Source organism: Saliniradius amylolyticus, assembly GCF_003143555.1.
In the GTDB taxonomy this organism is placed as follows: domain Bacteria; phylum Pseudomonadota; class Gammaproteobacteria; order Enterobacterales; family Alteromonadaceae; genus Saliniradius; species Saliniradius amylolyticus.
In genome coordinates this window covers 1,046,252-1,066,964 of record NZ_CP029347.1, presented here as the reverse complement: position 1 = coordinate 1,066,964, position 20,713 = coordinate 1,046,252, and the positions used below count along the sequence as shown (strand labels likewise).

Genomic DNA, 20,713 nt, shown 5'->3' with positions numbered 1-20,713 from the left:
TAGATTAACTTAATAGGTTTGCAGATGAAAATGATCACTAAAGGTACTATCGCCACATTAACCCTGATGGTTAGCTCTTTGAGTTGGGCCGATGACATCCGTAACGCTCAGTGGCTGCAACAGCAGCTCAACAGTGAAGTGCAGTCAGTACTGCAACAAATGAAGGCCGAGCTGCCGAACACTCAGCAAGTCGCTAAAAATGATCTGGCACCAGAGTTGAACAAAGCCTCACTGGTTGCCCGTCAGCCCAAGAGCAAGAACTCTGAGCGCCGCGTACTAGCAGACTAGGATAGGAGCCTCTCTCTTATCGGCTTCGGCTGAGAGAAGTAACCCTCCCCCATCTGCAATCCCGTCGTATAGCCAGAATTTGGCTATAAAAAAGGGTGGTCCACGGACCACCCTCGGCAGGATTCGCTATCACTCCGGTATCAAGTCTGTGCGCTGGTATCCAGCGGAGCAAAAGACTTCACCAATTCATCCACTGCCTTCATTTGGGTTAAATAGCCTTCCAGCTTATCCAGAGGTAAAGCGCATGGGCCGTCACACTTGGCCTGATTGGGATCAGGATGTGCTTCAATAAACAACCCTGCTAACCCCAGCGCCATCCCTGAGCGCGCCAACTCGGCCGCCTGAGCACGACGCCCATCGGCAGAATCACTGCGCCCCCCGGGCTTTTGTAAAGCATGGGTCGCATCGAAGACCACCGGGGCCAGATGCTTCATCTCATCCATACCCAGCATATCCACCACTAGATTGTTATAACCGAAACAGCTGCCACGCTCACACAGCAGGATACGATCGTTACCCGCTTCCAGAAACTTGTTAATAATGTGGCGCATCTCGTGAGCCGCCAGAAACTGGGGCTTTTTCACATTTACGACAGCGCCCGTTTGGGCCATGGCAACCACCAGGTCGGTCTGACGAGCCAAGAAAGCGGGCAACTGAATCACATCTACCACCTCGGCTACCGGGGCCGCCTGATAGGGCTCATGGACATCGGTGATAACGGGCACATCAAACTGAGCCTTGATCTCTTCGAAGATCTTCAGCCCCGCCTCCATCCCCGGTCCGCGGTAGGAATGCATTGAGGAGCGATTGGCTTTATCGAAAGAGGCCTTAAACACATAGGGAATGTCCAGCCTCGTGGTCACTTCCTTATAATGCTCGGCAATTCGCAACGCCAGATCCCGAGACTCCAGCACATTCATCCCTCCAAACAGCACAAAGGGCTGGTCATTAGCGATGGTAATCGGTCCCAAAGGGATACTATTTAAATTGTTCATTCGTTACCCCGCCACACCTTGAAGAATCACACCGCAGAAATAGGCCATATAAGTACCCAGAGCATAGCCCATCACCGCCAGTAGAACCCCAACCGGTGCTAAGGATGGATGGAAAGCTGCCGCCACCACAGGTGCCGACGCCGCCCCGCCCACATTAGCCTGGCTACCCACTGCCATGTAAAAAACCGGAGCTCTTAGAAGCTTCGCCACGCCAAGCATCAACCCAGCGTGAATCAGCATCCAGATAATACCGATTAAGAAGAAGATGGGTGTTTCGGTAATCTTAGTCACATCCATATGCAGTCCGATCGTCGTCACCAGCACATAGACAAACAGGCTACCCACCTTGGACGCGCCTACCTGCTCAAGGTTGCGTGCCTTACTGAAGGACAAAGCAATCCCCATGGTGGTCGCACTCACCACAAGCCAGAAAAACTTCGAATGCAGACTGTATTGCTGACCCCATGGTGCATTTTCCACCATCCAGGGTTGCACGGTCTCGGCAATAGCATGCGCCAATCCACAAGCGCCCATGCCCACAGCCAGAATCAGTACGATGTCCCTCAAGGTGGGGATACGAGACTTCTCGCGCTGAAAGTGCTCGACCTTCTCGACCATCTCGGTAATAGCGGACGTATCGGCCCCGGTGCGGGCATCCAGCTTCTTAGCATTGGAAGCCATAATCAGTAATACCGCCATCCACAGGTTAGCGACAATAATATCGACCGTCACCATGGTGGAGAAAATACCGCCACCGACCTCGAAGATCTCCTTCATGGCCGCCTGGTTGGCCCCTCCACCGATCCAGCTCCCTGCCACCGTGGTCAGGCCTCGCCATACGGCGTCGGGCCCCTGGCCGCCGAGCAGTTCGGGCGAAAAGGACGACACGATCAATAATGCGATAGGTCCACCAATAACAATGCCCACCGTACCGGTTAAAAACAGAATCAGCGCCTTCGGCCCAAGGTTAAAGACGGATCTCAGATCCATGCTCAGAGTCAGCAACACCAAGCAGGCTGGCAGTAAGAACCGTGATGCCACAAAGTAAGCCTGTGATTCATGACTATCAACGATATTAAAGGTGTTTAACAGCGATGGTAGGAAGTAGCATAGCAACAAAGCTGGCACATATTTATAAAACGCCTGAAAGAAGCGGTTAGGGCTACCCGCGGTGTAAAAAATAAGTCCTAAAAACACAAATAAAATGCCAAATACAATGGCGTCATTCGTAATCAACGGCGAATGCGTCATAAGTACAACCTCAATGATAAGTAAGGCCGAGGAACTCCCCGGCATGAAAAAATAAACTCAAAGTAACCATTATGCCTTAAGGTAAGCGGCGTTCAGGAGAACAGCAGTGGCTGCTTAATGATGGCCACTTTGGCCGCAAACAACAGCCAGCTAATGGCACCCAGGAACCCCACCCAGCGGATAAAAGTGGTGCGGCCAATTTTGAGGGCAACAAAAGCCAACAGGATGTAGAGCAATACGGCCATCAATTTTTCAGTTACCCAATCGTGAACAAAAGGGTACTGTTGAATCAGCACGCAAAGTCCCGCTGCACTCAGCAACAAGAGGGTATCGATCACATGAGGCACCACCTTGACCCATTTTTTACCTAACATGGCCGGGTGGCGATGCAACCAATAGAAACGCAGTACAAAGAGGGCCACTGTCAGGGCGACCATGGTTTGATGAAAGTGTTTCAGGGCAAAATACATGCACAATCCTATTGTTGTTTTTGCCGCTCACTTTACTGTCTCAGGCCCGGAAGGTCGAGCCCTTTTATCCCTTGAGGATTGCTGTCAGTCCTGTTTCATCTTACGGTTTAATAAAACATTATCGAAGGCCATCTGGATATTCTGGCAAAACATATCCAACAGCTTTTGATCGGAGGCACTCAGTTGATGGGGCAAACCGGACAGATACAGTAGCGCCCCTGAGGTGGACTTACTCTCGCAATATGCCACCAGATAATTGGCATCATAGATAACTTCCTGGTTCTGGTAAGCTTTCTTACAGGCTTGATACTGGTGTTTATCCAGCAGCTCCCGTAACGCACGCCCTTCGTGCTGTGCGTAGTCTCCCTGTCCTCTAAGCACATAGAGCTCTTCCGGCACTTCCGCACCCGCATCAATGGGCTCGGGGCCGGCCACAGCAGAGGTGATATAGGCGGCCTGAGCCCCGCCTAAGATAGAGGTAAGCTGTTGAATTACACCGTCGATAAAGGTCTCCAGAGACTGGGCATTAAAGAGGTCCGCCGTGGCTTGCAGAATTTTCTCAAGCCCGCGCCGACTTTCCTCAATCACCATAATGTCCTGAAACGAACGCAGCGCCGAAATGACCACGGTGAACAGTTTTTGTGAGGTGAGTTCCGTCTTGGATTTGTAGTCGTTGATGTCGTAATTAATGATGACATCCCTCTCCGGTGCTTGCCCGGGCTGGCCGGTACGGAGAATAATGCGGGTGAAGTGGTTATCCAGTTGATTGCGAACATAATCTGCCACCAGCAAACCGGCATCGTCCGTTTCCATCACCACATCAAGCAGAACGATGGCAATATCCGAATGCTGCTCGAACATATCTCTGGCCTCAGCACCGCTGTAGGCGCTGATAAACTCCAGCCCTTTATCCTGGAAGACCAGATCACTGAGAGCAAGCTTGGTCACCGCATGCACCTCAGGCTCGTCATCCACGATCAACACCTTCCAGTTGATCCGCTCGGTGATCAGATCGTCCTCGGTCTCATCGACAAACAGTAAGTCATCCGACATTGACACTTCTCCCCCTAAATCCAACTTTACCTTAGCATAGAGCCAGCTTTACGCGACAATTTATCGATAGCCCAGGGTTATCCTTTCAAGACCCGCCAAGTCCGACAAAGTAGTTACCCGGCTAAAGCCCTGCCGGATCAAAATAGCACGCACCTGTGGTCCTTGTTGGTAACCATGTTCAAATATCAGTAACCCGTCTTGCGACAAATAACCACCCGACTGACTGGCAATCGCCTCAATATCCGCCAGTCCCTGGTTGCCAGACACTAAGGCACTGCGTGGCTCAAAACGCACATCGCCTTGCGCCAGCCAGTGGTCCTCGTCATCAATATAGGGCGGATTACTGACAATCAGATCGAACGAGGTGTCAGACAGTTGCTGAAACCAGTCACTGACCTGAAAGCGGACATTATTAATGCCATTGCGTCGCGCATTGCTTGCGGCCAGCTCAATGATTTTACTCTGGTAATCCACCCCCAGCACTTGCCAGGCAGGCCGCTCTTTCGCCAATGCCAAGGCAACAGCACCGGTGCCGGTGCCGAGATCCAGCACCTTGCGGGACGTTTTTGGGGTATTCTCCAGTGCCGCCTCTACCAAATGTTCAGTTTCCGGGCGGGGAATCAGAGTATCGGGGCTGACCTGTAAGTCCAGGTCCCAGAATTCGCGATGGCCGGTAAGATAAGCAACGGGTTCACCGGAGGCTCGCCGGCAAACCAAAGTCTGAAAGTCCTGCCACTGCGAATCGGTTAAGGCCTTGTCGGGCCAGGTCATCAGATAACTCAGTCCCTTTCCCAGACAATGACACAGCAGGACCCGGCTATCCAGAGCTCCGCTGTCAGACTGGCTTAACGTTTTCCGCGCCCAGGCGAGCGCGGCTTCAATACTGGGAGACTCAGCGTTGTTCATCGGCCAGTGACGCCAGCAAGTCGGCCTGATGCTCCTGACGAATCGGGCCCATGATGGCTTCCAGGTCACCTCCCACAACTTCATCCAACTTATACAACGTCAGGTTAATGCGATGGTCGGTAACCCGTCCCTGAGGGAAATTGTAGGTACGGATTCGCTCGGAGCGATCACCGCTGCCCACCAGATCACGGCGGGTACTGGCTTCTTCCGCATTACGCTTATCCTGTTCCATCTGGTTCAAGCGGGCCTGTAACACCGACATGGCTTTGGCTCGGTTCTTATGCTGAGACCGCTCATCCTGACATTCCACCACCACGCCGGTGGGTATATGGGTCAGACGAATGGCCGAGTCGGTTTTATTCACGTGCTGACCACCCGCACCACTGGCACGGAAGGTATCCACTCTCAGATCTGCTGAGTTAATTTCAATAGCTTCGGACTCCGGTAATTCCGGTAACACTGCCACCGTACAGGCCGAGGTATGAATGCGTCCCTGAGACTCGGTTTCCGGAACCCGCTGTACCCGGTGGCCGCCAGATTCAAACTTCATCACGCCATAGGCGCCGTCGCCAATCACATTGGCAATGACCTCTTTATAGCCACCGTGTTCACCTTCATTGGCACTGACCACCTCTATCCGCCAGCCCTGCTGTTCGGCATAACGGCTGTACATGCGGAACAGGTCGCCGGCAAAAATGGCCGCCTCATCGCCGCCGGCACCGGCTCGAATTTCTAAGAAACAGTTACAGTCGTCACTGGGATCCTTCGGCAGCAGTAAGATTTGCAGGTCTTGCTCCAACTGCTCGATCTGCGCCTTGGCCTCGGTAATCTCTTCCTCGGCCATGGCCTTCATATCCTCGTCATCCTCGGTCAGCATTTCCTCAGCACTTTGCTGGTTTTCCTGCGCCTGTTGATAGGCCCGGAAGCAGCCGACAATTTCCTCCAGCTGCGAAAACTCCTTCGATAAGGCCCGGAACCTGTTTTGATCACCGATCACTTCCGGGTCGCCCAGCAAGGCCTGCACTTCTTCAAAGCGCTCGATCAGGGACTCCAACTTACGTAATACAGACTCTTTCATAGGTTTCCTGTGGTTAGCGTGCGCCGCTTGTGGGCGAATCAGCTGTTATCTCGCGACTCAGCCAGTATGTTTTGCAACAATTGCAGACTGCGTTCATCCTGATTGGCCGCCGCTTGCATAATCGCCTTTGTCGGTCCGTGCGCTAAGCTCTTGGTTAATTTATTTGCCAGCTCTTCGATCACCGTCTCCGGTGACTTACCTTCCTGCAGCTGCTTGAGGGCGCGCTGCTGCCATTTTTGTTTGATGCTCTCGCTGTTCTGCCGATAACGGCGCACCGTTTCCACCGACGACTGGCTCTCCAGCCACTGGCTAAACTGACTCACGCCCAAATCGATAAAACGTTCGGCATCGGCGGCCGCCGACTGCCGATTGGACAGGTTCTTCTCCACGATTTGCTGTAAATCGTCGACGGTATATAAGTACGCGTCATCCAACTCAGCGACTTCAGCCTCAATATCCCGGGGCACCGCCAAATCCACCAGCAACATAGGCTGATGACGACGCTGCTTTAAGGCCCGTTCGACCACGCCTTTACCGACAATAGGCAACTGACTGGCGGTGGAGCTGATCACAATATCCGCCTCGCCAATATGCTCCGGGATCTGGCTGAGCGTCAATACCTCTGCCCCCAGAGACTCAGCCAGCAGCTGGCCCCGGGCTAGGGTTCGGTTTGCGACACTCAGTTGGCGCACCCCCGCTTCGTAAAGGTGCCGGGCAACCAGTTCGATGGTTTCACCGGCCCCAATCAACAACACCCGACAGCGCCCCAGGTCCGAGAAAATATGTCGCGCCAATTGTACTGAGGCAAAGGCCACCGACACCGCATTGGCACCAATGTCTGTCTCGCTGCGAACCTTCTTGGCCACCGAAAAAGTGTGTTGAAATAAACGCTCGAAGCGCGAGCCGATCATGCCGCCATGCTTGGCACTGGTGTATGCCTGCTTTACCTGCCCCAGAATCTGGGGCTCGCCCAACACCAGCGAGTCCAGGCCACTGGCCACACGCATCAGATGGCGAATGGCTTGCTCGTCGCTACGCACGTAACTGGCGGCTTTCAGCTGCTCGCAATCCACCTGATGGAACTCGGCCAGCCAGTCACAGAGCGCCGACTGCAACTCAGTCTCGGCGTCCAGGTACACTTCGGTACGATTGCACGTTGATAGAATCACCGCTTCCTGGCTGCCTAACTGACCCTTGAGCTGTTCGAAGGCATCAAACAAACTGTCGGTGGAAAACGCCACCTTCTCCCGCACTTCAACCGGTGCGGTGTTATGATTGATACCGAATGCAATAAAAGCCATGGAGTTTTGTACAGATTGGGCGCTGAGCAGTTGTCACTAAGGGCTCAGCATTGTACGCAAAAGCCCTCACTATTGAAAGCACACGACCGAATGTGGTCTTATAAACCATTCCTTTAACGATGGTGTTCCATGAAGTACCTGCTGCCATTTCTATTTGCCTTACTGCTGAGCGCCTGCGCCACACCACCGCCCAAACACAGCGGCAGCGTAGATGCCGAGCGACATCAGCAGCGTTTGAACGCACTGACTCACTGGTCGCTGAGCGGCAAACTGGCCTATCGAGGCCCAGAGGAGCGCTTCAGTGCTAACCTGAATTGGCAGCAATGGGGGCCGGATTACCGATTCCGCCTCTCTACGTTCATTGGTACCTCACTGATGGATATGCAGCGCCGGGGGAAATCGGTAGCGTTAACCCTGGACGAGCAGACATATCGACATCGCCATGCCGGGACGCTGTTGGAAAACCTGACCGGCTGGCCGATCCCGGTAGAGCAGCTACCCCATTGGATCAAAGGCAGTAGCATGGGTGCCATCGAGCGCCAGATTAGCGACAATGGCTTACTGCAACGCCTGCAGTCGTCCACAGACTGGCAGGTAACCTACGATGATTATCGTCAGTTGGGCGACTATGTTCTACCTTACAGCCTGCGCCTGACCCACCAGAACCACCTGATTAAGATTCGCATCAACCAATGGCAACCGATCGATGACAACCATGCCCTCTAAGCTCACCCGATGGCCAGCGCCAGCCAAACTGAATTTATTTCTGCATATCCTCGGACGCCGCAGCGATGGTTATCACCAGTTACAAAGCCTGTTTCAAATGCTGGATTACGGTGACTCGTTGCAATTTTCCGCCGACAACTCGGGACAGATTAGCTTAGAAACCTCGATTGCCGGTGTGCCCAACGAAGACAACCTTATCGTAAGGGCCGCGAAGCTATTGCAGCAATACGCACAGACCTCCCAGGGCGCACGCATTTGGTTGCACAAAACGCTGCCCATGGGCGGTGGCATCGGTGGAGGTTCGTCCAATGCCGCTACGACCTTGGTGGCGCTTAACTATTACTGGCAGCTAAATCTGACCACTGACCAACTGGCCGAACTGGGCTTACAACTGGGCGCGGACGTTCCTGTGTTTGTGCACGGCCAGACCGCCTTTGCCGATGGTGTAGGTGAACAACTCAAAGCCCTGCCACAACCGGAACGGTATTATTTAGTGGTCACGCCAGATGTGCATATCAGCACCGCCGAGGTGTTTGGTCATCCACAGCTTCCCCGTAACACCCAACCCATCGCTCCGGAGCACTATCATTTTGAAGACACCCATAACGACTGTCAGGAATTGGTCTGTCAGCGCCATCCACTTGTTGCAAAGGCGTTACAGGCGTTGCTAGAATACGCGCCATCTCGGATGACGGGAACCGGGGCGAGCGTTTTTGCTGTATTCCCCCGCCGAGACCAGGCAGAACAGGCGTTACAGAGTCTGCCAGCGTCGACGCGCGGATTTATTGCGAAAGGGGTGAATTGCTCACCGCTGATTCGCCTGCTACAACAATTAACAGACTCAAGAGTTCAGAGTGACTCGCGCACTCAATAAGTTGATTGTATGGCAGATAGCAAGCGTAAATTCCGACCGTCTGAAAAACTAAGCCACATCTTCGAGGATCCCTCAGTGCCGGACATGAAGCTATTTGCTGGTAACGCGACACCAGACCTTGCCCAGAAAGTTGCCGACCGCCTATATACCAAACTTGGCCATGCCAGTGTAGGCCGTTTCAGCGACGGTGAAATTAGCGTAGAAATTCATGAAAACGTCCGTGGTTCGGACGTTTTTATTATCCAGTCTACGTGCGCGCCCACCAACGATAACCTAATGGAATTGATCGTCATGATCGATGCCTTGCGTCGAGCTTCTGCCGGACGTATTACCGCCGTTATGCCTTATTTCGGTTATGCGCGTCAGGATCGCCGGGTGCGCTCGGCTCGAGTGCCAATTACCGCGAAGGTCGTCGCAGATTTTCTGTCCAATGTCGGCGTTGACCGTGTTCTGACCATCGACCTGCATGCGGAGCAGATTCAGGGCTTTTTTGATGTACCGGTAGATAATGCCTTCGGCACCCCGATCCTGGTGCAGGACATGCTGGAGAGAGACTTAGAGAACCCCGTGGTCGTATCACCGGATATCGGCGGTGTGGTTCGTGCCCGCGCGTTGGCTAAGGTGATGAACGATCTGGACCTGGCCATTATCGATAAGCGTCGTCCCAAGGCCAATGTATCTCAGGTCATGCACATTATTGGTGATGTTCAGGGCCGCGACTGTATTATCGTGGACGATATGATCGACACCGGCGGCACCCTGTGTAAAGCGGCTGAAGCGCTAAAGGAACACGGTGCCAACAGCGTTTACGCCTACGCCACTCATGCTATCTTCTCCGGCAATGCGCCCAAAAACTTACGCGATTCGGTGATTGATGAAATCGTAGTCACCGACAGCATCCCACTGGCTCCGGAAATTCGTGAGCTTGGCAAGGTGAAACAGCTTAGCCTCTCAGACATGCTGGCCGAGGCCATTCGCCGGGTCAGCAATGAAGAATCCATCTCGGCGATGTTTGATTATTCGTAAATCGCCGATTAGAGTTAAAGCCGCTTTATGCGGCTTTTTTTATGGCAATGGTTCGAGGAGGCCTTTGATGCTCAGTAAGTTTATGGCCTTACCCCTGCTACTGGTATTGTTTGCGTGTGAAAATCATGCCAGCCACTCATCATCGGCGCCCTCCGCTCAATCGGAAAACACCATGGCATCGACAATAAAACAGCAGGTCCAGCTTACCGGCACCATCGAATATAAAAACTTTGAAGGCGGCTTTTATGCTTTAGAGGCCAAAGACGGTCAAAGCTATCTGTTAATGGACCTAAGCAGCCGCTACCAGCGCCACGGCCTGGTCGTCGAAGTCACCGGCCAGTTACAACCCGATACCATTACCTTTCAACAATACGGCACCCCCTTTAAGGTCGAAGCAGTCACGATCCTGGATGACAGTAACGCCCGGAAAAGCCAAGCCGACCAACTTTAGTCTCCTATCTTTGGCTTGTACCCTTTTCGGGCCAGTGGTAGAATGCGCCGCCCTTTTTCGAAGGGGTTCCGTTTGAATCTTTGGTCGCGAAGATTCAATGACACTATCTAATTGGAGACACATTATGTCTGAAGCTATTTTCCATCTGGATGCGGAAGTCCGCACCGACATGGGGAAAGGTGCGAGCCGCCGCCTGCGTCGTGCTGACAAATTACCCGCTATCCTTTACGGTGCTGGTAAAGATCCCGTTGCCCTGACGCTGGACCACAACAAAGTTAATGAAGCTCAGGATTTCGAAGCTTTCTACAGCCACGTTCTGACTCTGAACATTGGCGGTGATAAAGTTGAAGCTCTGGTTAAAGACATGCAGCGTCACCCGTACAAGCCTAAGCTGGTACACGTTGACTTCCTGCGCGTTGATGCAAACCAGAAAGTGACCACTCACGTTCCGATTCACTTCCTGAACGAAGATAAGGCCCCTGCCATCAAGACCAATGGCGGCGTACCTGAGCACCACATCAACGACATCGAAGTGACCTGTCTGCCAAGCAGCCTGCCTGAGTACATCGAAGTGGATCTGATGGATCTGGAAATCGGTGAAACTCTGCACCTGACTGACGTTAAACTGCCTAAAGGCGTTGAGTCTGTTGAGCTGGCCAAAGGCGAAGATCACGACCAAGCCGTTGTGACCATCAAGACTCCTAAGACAGCCGCTGCCGAAGAAGACGAAGGCGCTAGCGAAGCTGCTGATTCTGGCGACGAAGAAGCCAGCACTGAGGAGTAATCTCCTTGGCTGAGATTCAGCTAATTGTGGGCCTGGGTAATCCAGGCCCAGAATATCAAGCCACCAGACATAACGCCGGCAGTTGGTACGTTGAAGAACTGGCCCGACGTTACAATATTCCCCTCAAACCCGACGCAAAATTCTTTGGTTTAACCGGACGCGGCACCATTGGCGGCCAGGACGTTCGACTCCTTATCCCCACAACCTTTATGAATCGCAGTGGTCAGGCGGTTGCCGCACTGGCTAAGTTCTATCGCATTCCACTGGAAGAAGTCTTGGTGGCGTTCGATGAGCTCGACTTACCACCAGGGGTAGCCAAATTTAAGCTCGGGGGCAGTTCCAGCCAAAATGGCATTCGGGATATTGTCAGTAAATTCGCCAATGATAAAAATTTTTACCGGCTGCGCATCGGCATCGACCACCCTGGTCACAAAAGCCGCGTTACCGGTCATGTACTGGGCAAACCATCCCAGCCAGATAAAGAAAAGATCGACGCCGCCATCGATGAGGCGGTCCGTTGTACCGAGATTCTGCTCCAAGACAACGACATCAAAAAGGCGATGAATCGCCTGCACTCGTTTAAAGCATAAGAGGATTAGTCATGGGTTTTAAATGCGGTATTGTGGGTCTGCCTAACGTAGGTAAGTCCACTCTGTTTAACGCGCTCACCAAAGCCGGTATCGAAGCGGCCAACTTTCCGTTTTGTACCATTGAACCCAATACCGGCGTGGTTCCAGTGCCAGACGTACGCCTGGATAAGCTGGCAGCCATTGTAAACCCACAGAAGGTCCTACCCACTACCATGGAGTTTGTGGACATTGCCGGTCTGGTTAAGGGTGCCTCTAAGGGTGAAGGTCTGGGTAACCAGTTTTTGGCCAACATCCGTGAGACCGACGCCATCGGCCATGTAGTGCGCTGCTTTGAAAACGACAACATCGTGCACGTCGAAGGCAAGATCAGCCCCGAAGACGATATTGAGGTGATCAACACCGAACTGGCCCTGGCCGACCTGGAAAGCGTGGAAAAAGCCATTATCCGCCAGAGTAAACGCGCCAAAGGTGGCGACAAGGATGCAAAATTCGAGGTCACCGTGCTGGAGAAAATGAAGCCGCATCTGGACGAAGGCAAGCTGCTGCGCTCCATGGAGCTGGAAAAAGAAGAGTTGGCCGCTGTGAGCTACATGAACCTGCTGACCCTCAAGCCCACCATGTACATCGCCAATGTCAACGAAGATGGCTTCGAGAATAATCCGTACCTGGATCGTGTCAAAGCTATCGCTGCAGAAGAAAATGCCGTTGTTGTGGCCGTATGCGCCGCCATCGAAGCGGAAATTGCCGAGTTAGAGGACGACGAAAAGGCCGACTTCCTGGACGAGATGGGGCTGGAAGAGCCGGGCTTAAACCGCGTGATCCGTGCCGGTTACAGCCTACTAAACCTGAACACCTATTTTACCGCAGGAGAGAAGGAAGTCCGCGCCTGGACCTACCCTATTGGCTCTACTGCCCCACAAGCAGCCGGAAAGATCCACACCGACTTTGAGAAGGGCTTTATCCGCGCCGAAGTAGTGGCCTATGATGACTACGTCGAATACAGCGGTGAGCAAGGTGCCAAAGATGCTGGCAAATGGCGTCTGGAAGGCAAAGAGTATATTGTTAAGGATGGAGATGTAATCCATTTCCGATTTAACGTGTAAAACGCCAAAGGCAATTCGATAACAGCCCCGGCAAAATGCCGGGGCTTTCGTATCAAAAACTTTTATACTTGCTGTTAGTCTGATTAAGGAGCGCCCGGCCTAGTGAGTGAGTGGCAGCTGGTTTTCTTCGATTTATTGGTCGCAGGCCTGTTTACTCTGGTTTTAATTGGCTTTACCCACGTAATGCCTAAGCCCAGCCACCCTGTTAAACGACGCTCTACCCGCTATGTGCGTCTTTTCCTTGTTGTCGCTTTTGCCACCTATGTCAGCACCACCATTCAGCTGTTCACTGATACGCCCCTATCTTTTATAGTTCACGGCTTCTTATTTCTTCTGTCTGTTTATTTGCTCTACTTTGCGTTACAAATGCGCTTTGGCATTCCGGTTAAAAGCCAGAACTGGCGATGGCTCGTCGGCCACCTGATTGTTTTTACCAGCATCCAGCTATGCCTTATCTTTATCATTAACTCGGCCACGTTACGCGGTGTGAATATCGCTCTTCAGGCCACCATTCCTATTGCACTCTCAGCCGCGACCGTTATTCAAAACCAGCGTAACACCGGCGATAAGCTGTTACTTCTGGCGTTCCTTTCCGGTGTGCTGGCCATTTTTGCTATTACCGCTTTCCATCAATGGGTATTTGGTGGCGATGCCCTAGCCCTCATCAAACTCAGTCAGGTTAGCTTCATTACCCTGGTGTTAACGGCATTCTGCGGTTTTGTGCTGTCCATTATGTACTCTCTTATTGCCCGTATACGCAAAGATATGCTCACCGATCCTCTCACTAAGGTGAAAAATCGTCACTATCTCGATGACCCCGATTTCGGATGCTGGCTTGAAAAGCCCGCATCCCCAACTCATACGCTGGTTTTGTGTGATATTGACCACTTTAAGCGTTTTAATGATAACCATGGTCACGCTGTGGGCGACAAAGTACTGATCTTCTTCACCGAGATCGTGCAACAAAACTGTCGGAAAAAAGACATCTTTATTCGACTGGGAGGAGAAGAGTTTCTTTTGCTCTTACCGAACACCGATAAGGATCAGGCTTTTAGTATTACCGAGCGTATCCGGCAGGATATTGCAGCGCGTCCGTTTGTTTTAAATAACGGGAATGAGGCCCGGTTAAGCTGCAGTTTTGGGCTGACCGCCTATGATTCAACCAAAAGCTTGGACGCCAACATTAAGCAGGCTGATGTAGCGCTCTATGATGCTAAGGCCAAAGGCCGCAACAGAACCTGCCAAAACTAACAAATTTTCAGCAACTAAGCGTCCATCTGCTCACATCCTAAGCAAAAGAACCATTTCTTTTGAAAAGAGGCTTGACGCTCACAGGGGGGATGAGCATAATACGCGCCACTCAACGCGAGTAAGCAAGTGGCTAAGTAGCTCAGTTGGTTAGAGCACAGCACTCATAATGCTGGGGTCGCAGGTTCGAATCCCGCCTTAGCCACCATAAATGCGGAAGTGGTGGAATTGGTAGACACGCTGGATTTAGGTTCCAGTGCTTCACGGCGTGAGAGTTCAAGTCTCTCCTTCCGCACCATGTTGGGGTATAGCCAAGTGGTAAGGCAGCGGGTTTTGATCCCGCCATTCGTTGGTTCGAGTCCAGCTACCCCAGCCATTTTTCTTGCTTCACGCGTTGACCCGTTGGGGTATAGCCAAGTGGTAAGGCAGCGGGTTTTGATCCCGCCATTCGTTGGTTCGAGTCCAGCTACCCCAGCCACTATTCCAAAAGCCAGCCTTCGGGCTGGCTTTTCTCGTTTCTGCCCCATCGTTTTCTCATCTGGAATAACCAAGAGTTATGGCTTGGGTTCTGGACAAGACTGCACTCAATGGCGACTATAGCCACCACAGAACAACGATAACGAGAAACCATTGTGATCCACGAATTGGTCGATGCCGTTAACGGCTTGCTATGGAGTTGGCTACTGATTGTGATGCTGGTGGCTACTGGCGTCTGGTTTACCGTCCGTCTGGGCGGTATTCAAATCAAACACTTCACTCATATGTTCAGCCTGATGAAGGGCTCGCGTCACCACGACAAGGCCGGGATCAGCTCGTTTGCGGCCCTGTGTACCAGCCTGTCGGCACGGGTGGGAACTGGCAACCTGGCCGGCGTGGCGGTGGCTATTTCTCTCGGCGGTGCCGGTGCCATCTTCTGGATGTGGATGATCGCCCTTTTAGGCATGGCCACCGGCTTTGCCGAGAGTCTGCTCGGTCAGCTTTATAAGGTTAAAGACAGCAACGGCGAATATCGCGGCGGTCCGGCCTATTACATTCAACAGGGACTGAAGCAACGTTGGCTAGCCATTGCCTTCTCGTTATGTCTGTTTTTGGGCTATGGGTTTATTTTCAGCGCAGTACAGGCTAATTCCATTACCGATGCCTTAAATCACGCTTACGGTATCAGTGAGTTTAATACTGGCTTGGTGATCATTATCGCCGCCGGGCTTATTGTGGTAGGCGGGCTACATAGCATCGCCCGCTTCGCCGAATGGGTTGTGCCGGTGATGGGCATCGCTTATGTACTGGTTGCGCTCGGCATTACCATTATAAATATCGAGCAGGTACCTTCTTTGCTCGGCCATATTCTGACTCAGGCCTTCGGGTTTGAAGAGGCCGGTGGCGGCTTGTTGGGCGCGGCGATTAAACATGGTATACAACGCGGCCTCTATTCCAACGAGGCAGGCTCCGGCAGCGTTCCCCATGCGGCCGCCAGCGCCACCCCCCATCCTAACCACCCTGCTTCGCAAGGCTATGTGCAAATGCTGGGAGTGTTTTTAGATACCCTGATACTCTGTACCTGCACGGCGGTTATTATTCTGCTTGCTGGCGGCGGACAAGGCGAGATGGAAGGCATCCGCATGACTCAGGACGCCATGAGCTATCACCTGGGTAATGGCGGCAATGACTTTGTCGCCGCGGCTATCAGCCTGTTTGCTTTTACCTCTGTAGTAGCCAACTACGCCTATGGTGAGAGTAACCTGCATATGTTTAAGCTGGACAACAGAATCGGCCGCTCGATATACACTGTGGGCTACCTGGCTATGATTTTGTGGGGCTCTATGGCCGCGCTGCCCAAAGTCTGGGCCATGGCTGATATGGCGTTGGGCCTGATGACCGTGATTAATATCATCGCCATCGTCTGGCTGACTCCCACTATAGTCAACATCACCAAGGACTACTGGGCTCAGCATAAGGCCGGTAAGCAGCCCGAATACCGAGCCGGTAGCTGCGATATCCAAGGCCACTCCGAACCAGACATCTGGGTGAACACCGGTTCGCGCAGCGAATAAATGGTGATTTAACATCTCCATTTAAGGTGTGAACGGCTAGCGTGAGTTGACCATGGACGGTCAACATTAGAGCAAAGCAGGAGCAATTGCCGTGAGGGTCACCCTGGAATACAGCTACAAGGACGTAGACTCCCTCCCCACGAAAAACACATTATGAGCGCCTCATTGCCCAAGATCGAACAAAGCTCATTAGAAGTGACTCAACGTCACTTCGAGAGGGGCGAACGGCTAATCATGGAGGACTAGCCTGGTATATCGCTACAGGGATGTAAGTTCATTTTGCGGCCCCCCCTCTCCCACGTCCTCTCTGACCGTGCAAAAACCGCTACAAACCCATGGCATAGCGCATGACCTGGTTTTTAATCGGGCCACTGCGTTCTGCTAAGGTCAAAGCGGCGTTGCGCAGAGCCTTCATCAGCGCAAGGTCATTGCTAAAGGTCTTATAGAAGCTGTCCATGGCGGTCATCATTAGCAGATTATCGGGCCTGCGCTTATGAGCAAACTGGCGTAAGCTCTTTTCCAAGGCATCTGCCTCTGAAAGCTCAATGCTATCGACGACACTCAGTAAGGTGCCAACATCCTTAAAACCCAGATTAACGCCCTGCCCCGCCAGCGGATTTATAGTATGGGCCGCGTCGCCGAGGATTACAGTGCGGCCACTAAAGTAGTGCTGGGCGTGCATTCGGGTTAGCGGAAAGCTGGCCTTATCAGTCACCTCGAAGTCCACCAACTCATCGGGAAAGGTTTCCATGATGGCCTGTTTTAATTGGGCATGACTCAGTTGTTCTAACCGCTGCACAGTCTCGGGAGCGTCATACCATACCAACGAGGCATAGCCATCAAACAGCGGCAAAAACGCCCGAGGTCCTGAAGGGAAAAATTGTTGCCAGGTAATGTCCTGCGCTAGGTCCTGGGTTTTAACCGTTATCGCCAGCGCGTGCTGGCGGTACTGCCAACCTGTGGTGCCAATGCCTGCCGCCTGCCTGACTCTGGATTGGGCGCCATCGGCACCGATAACCAGCTTAGCGGTTAATAATTCACCATTATTCAGGCTTACGGCTGCCTGTCCGGGCCCCATGGATAGTTCGGCAAAGCCAGCGTCAAACCAAGTCACATTCGTGTAGTCAGACAGAGCCTGATGCAGGCCTAACTGAACGACACGGTTCTCGATAATATGCCCCAAGTGGTTCCGGTTGATATCGACGGCATTAAACTCGGTGCGAGCCTGGGGCTCCTCCCATACCGCCAAACGGCGGTATGGCTGAAGTCGCATATCGGCAATGGCCTGCCAGGCTCCCAGCTCTTCAAGTAATCGCTGTGAGGCAGCGCTGATAGCCGACACTCTTAAGTCAGGTAACTGACTCGCCCGAAAAGTCTCAGGCATTGCCGGTTCCACCAGCGCAACGGATCGTCCCTGCCGGGCTAATCCCAGTGCCGTCGCCGCCCCCACCATACCGGCACCGACAACGACACAATCAAATTGTTGGCCCATAAATCTACTCTAAGTGCTGACTTAAAACAGCCGCCAGAATAGCATATCAATCGGGTTTAGTCGGCACGCGCCACGGTCGACGCCCGACGATGATTCGCCGAGGCATACAACTCATCTGAGGCCATTTCATACAGGCTCGTTAACGCCTGAGTACGAATGTCCTGATTTAGCCGGTGTTCAATTTGTTGCTCGGCGCGACTGTAAGCCTGATAGGTATTATCCATACCCGGCTCATAATCATAAGTAAACACATAACGCAGGTAATCCTGGTCTGACTCATTACTGCCTTGCACCGTGGCATTGGCTGCACCGGCCGCAGCAAGAGCAACCCCGAACAGTAAAGAAAGGTTAAAAGTTTTCATCATAGCCCCCATTGTTTGGCAATTAATTGTGATGCACTTAATAAGTAGCTAATGGCGGCCAAAAGGTTACATTGAGAATGTAAAGAAATGTGTCGATGTGGCCTGATTCAGAGCTTTTGTTACATCTGCCCCATTAATCGCTATTAGCAGACCATTCATCGTCGCCTTAACGACGAGTTAACAGATTCGCCTGCGTGGGTTTGATACAATCGGAATTCGTATTTAGCAGGAGAAACCATGAACCCCAGTATCTGGATAGGCGCTCTCAGCTTAATCCTGGCCGAAGCCTTGTTTGCCGGCGTTGGCGCCATGGTCAAACATCTCAGCGATTCGGCCAGCCAGACCCAACTGGTGTTTTTTCGTAACCTGTTTGCACTCATTGCCCTGTTGCCGGTAGTGGGACGACTCGGCCTGACTGGCCTTAAGACGCAGAAACCTGCATTGCATATTATCCGGGCGACTTCCGGTCTTATTGCCATGTACTGTTTTTTCTACGTGCTGTCCCATATCCCACTGGCTCAGGCCATGATGGCTCTGTTAATCGCGCCTTTTGTCATCCCCTTTATCGCCCGTTTTTGGTTAAGGGAAATCATCACCACCAAGACCTGGGTAGCCATGGCCATCGGCTTTTGTGGTGCCGGCTTTGTGCTGCAGCCGAACGAGGGCGGCATCAGTATCTATATCGCCTTGGCGCTGCTGTGCGCTTGCCTGGTGGCTTTTACCAAGTGCGCCATTCGTAAGATGAGCGACACCGAACCCTCAGCCCGCACCGTATTTTATTTTACCGGTATTGCCACCCTGGTATCCCTGTTTCCGATGTTGATTAACTGGCAGCCCATGAGTGATGAAGCCTGGCTTTGGTTAATCGCGATGGGCATTATGGCGGCCGCCGGACAGCTCTTAATGACCAAGTCTTTCCAGCTGGCCTCACCGGCGCGTATCGGCCTGTTAACCTACACCAATGTACTCTTTGCCGCCGGGCTGGGTTATTGGTTCTGGAACGAAACCCTCTCCAGCGGCCTTTTCATCGGTATCGGACTGATTATCTGGGCCGGCAACATCACCCTACGCCAACGCTGGCTGATCTAAGCGCCAAGAAGCGACTGTCTGTGTTTAAATCCGCTGCAATTGGCGGTAAAATACGCGACCTTTTTTCGCGGGCCTCTGTCAAAAGGACGGGGTCGGTTGATAAGCGCCAACGCAAAGCTGAGTTGAATGCCGTATGAGTAAGAAACTATTTATCAAAACCTGGGGCTGCCAAATGAACGAGTACGACTCGGAGAAAATGGCGGACCTGCTGGATTCCACCCATGGCTATCAGGCGGCCGAAACCGCCGAAGAAGCCGACGTGATCCTGCTCAATACGTGCTCCATCCGAGAAAAGGCTCAGGAGAAAGTGTTTCACCAATTGGGTCGCTGGAAGAACCTGAAAAACACCAATCCTGACTTGGTGATTGGCGTGGGCGGCTGCGTGGCCTCTCAGGAAGGCGACCTGATTCGTCAGCGCGCCCCCTTTGTGGACATTGTGTTTGGCCCTCAAACTCTTCACCGACTGCCAGAGATGGTCAGTCAGGTACAAGGCGACCGCAACCCGGTCGTGGACATCAGCTTCCCGGAGATCGAGAAGTTTGACCGTCTGCCGGAGCCCCGTGCCGAGGGCCCCACCGCTTTTGTGTCGATTATGGAAGGTTGCTCTAAGTACTGCAGCTTCTGCGTGGTACCCTACACTCGCGGTGAAGAAGTCAGTCGTCCGGCAGACGATGTGATCTTCGAAATCGCCCAACTGGCCGAACAAGGCGTGCGCGAAGTGAATCTGCTGGGTCAGAATGTCAACGCCTACCGCGGCGATCATCACGACGGCAGTATCTGCACCTTCGCCGAACTATTGCATCTGGTGGCGGCCATCGATGGCATCGACCGCATCCGTTATACCACCTCTCACCCGGTAGAGTTTACCGAGGATATTATTGAGGCCTATGCCCATATCCCGGAGTTGGTGGATCACCTGCACTTGCCTGTGCAAAGTGGTTCGGATCGGATCCTGACTCAGATGAAGCGCGGCCATACCGCACTGGAGTACAAATCCAAGATACGCAAGCTGAAAAAAGTCCGCCCCAACCTGAGCATGTCATCAGACTTTATTATCGGCTTCCCGGGCGAGACCGACGCTGACTTTGAAGCCACCATGGATCTCATCCAGGCGGTGGACTACGACCTGAGCTTTAGCTTTATCTACAGCGCCCGCCCCGGCACACCGGCGGCTGACCTGCCGGACGATGTCTCCGAGGAAACCAAGAAACAGCGCCTCTATCTGCTTCAACAACGCCTTAACCAACAGGCCCAGCGTATTGCCCGTAATATGCTGGATACCGAGCAGCGCATTCTGGTGGAAGGCCCGTCCAAGAAAAATCCGATGGAGTTGTCCGGTCGTACCGAGAACAACCGGGTCGTGAATTTTGAAGGCAGTCCGGACATGATCGGCGAGTTTGTGGATGTGCGCATCACCGACGTATTCAGCAACTCGCTGCGTGGTGAAGTACTGCGTCGGGAGGCCGACATGGGCCTGCGTGTCAGCGTGTCCCCAGAGTCTATAATTAATCAACAGGCCACCAAACAGCCCGACGAACTGGGTGTGGCCCAATTCAATCCATAGAATCCTAATTC

General features: G+C 52.8%; 21 protein-coding genes and 4 tRNA genes. 16 read left to right on the top strand and 9 right to left on the bottom strand.

Features of this window, described 5'->3' with window-relative positions:
- The first annotated feature begins 24 nt into the window (after window positions 1-24).
- The gene (locus HMF8227_RS05070) at window positions 25-288 is read left to right on the top strand and encodes a hypothetical protein (RefSeq protein ID WP_162558500.1); all 264 of its coding nucleotides are present in this window, start codon (window positions 25-27) and stop codon (window positions 286-288) included.
- A 140-nt stretch (window positions 289-428) separates the two neighbouring features.
- Here HMF8227_RS05070 and kdsA read toward each other — a convergent pair whose 3' ends face one another.
- From kdsA to hemA, 7 genes are all read right to left on the bottom strand, one after another.
- Window positions 429-1,283: a 3-deoxy-8-phosphooctulonate synthase gene (gene kdsA, locus HMF8227_RS05065; RefSeq protein ID WP_109339144.1), complete on the bottom strand. Its 855-nt coding sequence runs from the start codon at window positions 1,281-1,283 to the stop codon at window positions 429-431.
- A 3-nt stretch (window positions 1,284-1,286) separates the two neighbouring features.
- A complete protein-coding gene (locus tag HMF8227_RS05060; RefSeq protein ID WP_109341017.1) occupies window positions 1,287-2,534 on the bottom strand; it encodes a DUF819 family protein in 1,248 nt (415 codons plus the stop codon).
- 92 nt (window positions 2,535-2,626) lie between these two features.
- The gene (locus HMF8227_RS05055) at window positions 2,627-3,004 is read right to left on the bottom strand and encodes a SirB2 family protein (RefSeq protein ID WP_109339143.1); all 378 of its coding nucleotides are present in this window, start codon (window positions 3,002-3,004) and stop codon (window positions 2,627-2,629) included.
- An 84-nt stretch (window positions 3,005-3,088) separates the two neighbouring features.
- Complete coding sequence (locus HMF8227_RS05050; RefSeq protein WP_109339142.1) at window positions 3,089-4,057, bottom strand: DUF3369 domain-containing protein; 969 nt, start codon at window positions 4,055-4,057, stop codon at window positions 3,089-3,091.
- Between the two features lie 60 nt (window positions 4,058-4,117).
- Window positions 4,118-4,963 carry a peptide chain release factor N(5)-glutamine methyltransferase gene (prmC, locus tag HMF8227_RS05045; protein WP_109339141.1) on the bottom strand — a complete coding sequence of 282 codons (846 nt, stop codon included), beginning with the start codon at window positions 4,961-4,963 and terminating at the stop codon, window positions 4,118-4,120.
- Window positions 4,950-6,041, bottom strand: coding sequence for a peptide chain release factor 1 (gene prfA / locus HMF8227_RS05040; protein WP_109339140.1), 1,092 nt, complete (start codon window positions 6,039-6,041; stop codon window positions 4,950-4,952). Before prfA ends, prmC begins: the two co-directional genes overlap by 14 nt.
- Window positions 6,042-6,079: 38 nt before the next feature.
- Window positions 6,080-7,342, bottom strand: a complete 1,263-nt coding sequence (gene hemA, locus HMF8227_RS05035; protein ID WP_109339139.1) for a glutamyl-tRNA reductase — start codon at window positions 7,340-7,342, stop codon at window positions 6,080-6,082.
- A gap of 129 nt (window positions 7,343-7,471) precedes the next feature.
- On the opposite strand from hemA, the gene lolB reads away from it, so the two are divergent.
- The 13 genes from lolB (at window position 7,472) to HMF8227_RS04970 (ending at window position 16,195) form a co-directional block, all read left to right on the top strand.
- Entirely contained in the window at window positions 7,472-8,068 is a 597-nt protein-coding gene (gene lolB / locus HMF8227_RS05030) for a lipoprotein insertase outer membrane protein LolB (protein ID WP_109339138.1), read from the top strand.
- On the top strand, window positions 8,058-8,942 hold the full coding sequence (ispE, locus tag HMF8227_RS05025; RefSeq protein ID WP_420820552.1) for a 4-(cytidine 5'-diphospho)-2-C-methyl-D-erythritol kinase: 885 nt from the start codon (window positions 8,058-8,060) through the stop codon (window positions 8,940-8,942). Before lolB ends, ispE begins: the two co-directional genes overlap by 11 nt.
- A gap of 75 nt (window positions 8,943-9,017) precedes the next feature.
- Entirely contained in the window at window positions 9,018-9,968 is a 951-nt protein-coding gene (locus HMF8227_RS05020) for a ribose-phosphate pyrophosphokinase (RefSeq protein WP_109341016.1), read from the top strand.
- A gap of 67 nt (window positions 9,969-10,035) precedes the next feature.
- On the top strand, window positions 10,036-10,419 hold the full coding sequence (locus HMF8227_RS05015; protein ID WP_109339136.1) for a hypothetical protein: 384 nt from the start codon (window positions 10,036-10,038) through the stop codon (window positions 10,417-10,419).
- A 124-nt stretch (window positions 10,420-10,543) separates the two neighbouring features.
- Window positions 10,544-11,203, top strand: a complete 660-nt coding sequence (locus HMF8227_RS05010) for a 50S ribosomal protein L25/general stress protein Ctc (RefSeq protein WP_109339135.1) — start codon at window positions 10,544-10,546, stop codon at window positions 11,201-11,203.
- A 5-nt stretch (window positions 11,204-11,208) separates the two neighbouring features.
- Window positions 11,209-11,793, top strand: a complete 585-nt coding sequence (gene pth / locus HMF8227_RS05005) for an aminoacyl-tRNA hydrolase (RefSeq protein ID WP_109339134.1) — start codon at window positions 11,209-11,211, stop codon at window positions 11,791-11,793.
- A gap of 11 nt (window positions 11,794-11,804) precedes the next feature.
- Window positions 11,805-12,896, top strand: a complete 1,092-nt coding sequence (ychF, locus tag HMF8227_RS05000) for a redox-regulated ATPase YchF (protein ID WP_109339133.1) — start codon at window positions 11,805-11,807, stop codon at window positions 12,894-12,896.
- A 102-nt stretch (window positions 12,897-12,998) separates the two neighbouring features.
- Entirely contained in the window at window positions 12,999-14,147 is a 1,149-nt protein-coding gene (locus tag HMF8227_RS04995; RefSeq protein WP_109339132.1) for a GGDEF domain-containing protein, read from the top strand.
- 128 nt (window positions 14,148-14,275) lie between these two features.
- Window positions 14,276-14,352, top strand: a tRNA-Met gene (locus HMF8227_RS04990).
- 5 nt (window positions 14,353-14,357) lie between these two features.
- Window positions 14,358-14,442, top strand: a tRNA-Leu gene (locus HMF8227_RS04985).
- 3 nt (window positions 14,443-14,445) lie between these two features.
- Window positions 14,446-14,520 (top strand) — tRNA-Gln (locus HMF8227_RS04980).
- 27 nt (window positions 14,521-14,547) lie between these two features.
- Window positions 14,548-14,622, top strand: a tRNA-Gln gene (locus HMF8227_RS04975).
- Window positions 14,623-14,776: 154 nt separating this feature from the next.
- On the top strand, window positions 14,777-16,195 hold the full coding sequence (locus HMF8227_RS04970) for an alanine/glycine:cation symporter family protein (RefSeq protein ID WP_109339131.1): 1,419 nt from the start codon (window positions 14,777-14,779) through the stop codon (window positions 16,193-16,195).
- 325 nt (window positions 16,196-16,520) lie between these two features.
- On the opposite strand, the gene HMF8227_RS04965 is transcribed toward HMF8227_RS04970, so the two are convergent.
- A complete protein-coding gene (locus tag HMF8227_RS04965) occupies window positions 16,521-17,687 on the bottom strand; it encodes an FAD-dependent oxidoreductase (RefSeq protein WP_109339130.1) in 1,167 nt (388 codons plus the stop codon).
- Between the two features lie 56 nt (window positions 17,688-17,743).
- Window positions 17,744-18,052, bottom strand: a complete 309-nt coding sequence (locus HMF8227_RS04960; RefSeq protein ID WP_162558499.1) for a hypothetical protein — start codon at window positions 18,050-18,052, stop codon at window positions 17,744-17,746.
- Window positions 18,053-18,286: 234 nt separating this feature from the next.
- Here HMF8227_RS04960 and HMF8227_RS04955 point away from each other — a divergent pair, with 234 nt between their 5' ends.
- Both HMF8227_RS04955 and miaB read left to right on the top strand, forming a co-directional pair.
- Entirely contained in the window at window positions 18,287-19,138 is an 852-nt protein-coding gene (locus HMF8227_RS04955) for a DMT family transporter (protein ID WP_109339128.1), read from the top strand.
- A 133-nt stretch (window positions 19,139-19,271) separates the two neighbouring features.
- Window positions 19,272-20,702: a tRNA (N6-isopentenyl adenosine(37)-C2)-methylthiotransferase MiaB gene (gene miaB, locus HMF8227_RS04950; protein WP_109339127.1), complete on the top strand. Its 1,431-nt coding sequence runs from the start codon at window positions 19,272-19,274 to the stop codon at window positions 20,700-20,702.
- Window positions 20,703-20,713: the final 11 nt, after the last annotated feature.

Coding starts and splice junctions, on each gene's coding strand:
- HMF8227_RS05070 (WP_162558500.1), top strand. CDS start 25: ATGAAAATGATCACTAAAGGTACTATCGCCACATTAACCCTGATGGTT.
- kdsA (WP_109339144.1), bottom strand. CDS start 1,283: ATGAACAATTTAAATAGTATCCCTTTGGGACCGATTACCATCGCTAAT.
- HMF8227_RS05060 (WP_109341017.1), bottom strand. CDS start 2,534: ATGACGCATTCGCCGTTGATTACGAATGACGCCATTGTATTTGGCATT.
- HMF8227_RS05055 (WP_109339143.1), bottom strand. CDS start 3,004: ATGTATTTTGCCCTGAAACACTTTCATCAAACCATGGTCGCCCTGACA.
- HMF8227_RS05050 (WP_109339142.1), bottom strand. CDS start 4,057: ATGTCGGATGACTTACTGTTTGTCGATGAGACCGAGGACGATCTGATC.
- prmC (WP_109339141.1), bottom strand. CDS start 4,963: ATGAACAACGCTGAGTCTCCCAGTATTGAAGCCGCGCTCGCCTGGGCG.
- prfA (WP_109339140.1), bottom strand. CDS start 6,041: ATGAAAGAGTCTGTATTACGTAAGTTGGAGTCCCTGATCGAGCGCTTT.
- hemA (WP_109339139.1), bottom strand. CDS start 7,342: ATGGCTTTTATTGCATTCGGTATCAATCATAACACCGCACCGGTTGAA.
- lolB (WP_109339138.1), top strand. CDS start 7,472: ATGAAGTACCTGCTGCCATTTCTATTTGCCTTACTGCTGAGCGCCTGC.
- ispE (WP_420820552.1), top strand. CDS start 8,058: ATGCCCTCTAAGCTCACCCGATGGCCAGCGCCAGCCAAACTGAATTTA.
- HMF8227_RS05015 (WP_109339136.1), top strand. CDS start 10,036: ATGCTCAGTAAGTTTATGGCCTTACCCCTGCTACTGGTATTGTTTGCG.
- HMF8227_RS05010 (WP_109339135.1), top strand. CDS start 10,544: ATGTCTGAAGCTATTTTCCATCTGGATGCGGAAGTCCGCACCGACATG.
- ychF (WP_109339133.1), top strand. CDS start 11,805: ATGGGTTTTAAATGCGGTATTGTGGGTCTGCCTAACGTAGGTAAGTCC.
- HMF8227_RS04965 (WP_109339130.1), bottom strand. CDS start 17,687: ATGGGCCAACAATTTGATTGTGTCGTTGTCGGTGCCGGTATGGTGGGG.
- HMF8227_RS04960 (WP_162558499.1), bottom strand. CDS start 18,052: ATGATGAAAACTTTTAACCTTTCTTTACTGTTCGGGGTTGCTCTTGCT.
- HMF8227_RS04955 (WP_109339128.1), top strand. CDS start 18,287: ATGAACCCCAGTATCTGGATAGGCGCTCTCAGCTTAATCCTGGCCGAA.
- miaB (WP_109339127.1), top strand. CDS start 19,272: ATGAGTAAGAAACTATTTATCAAAACCTGGGGCTGCCAAATGAACGAG.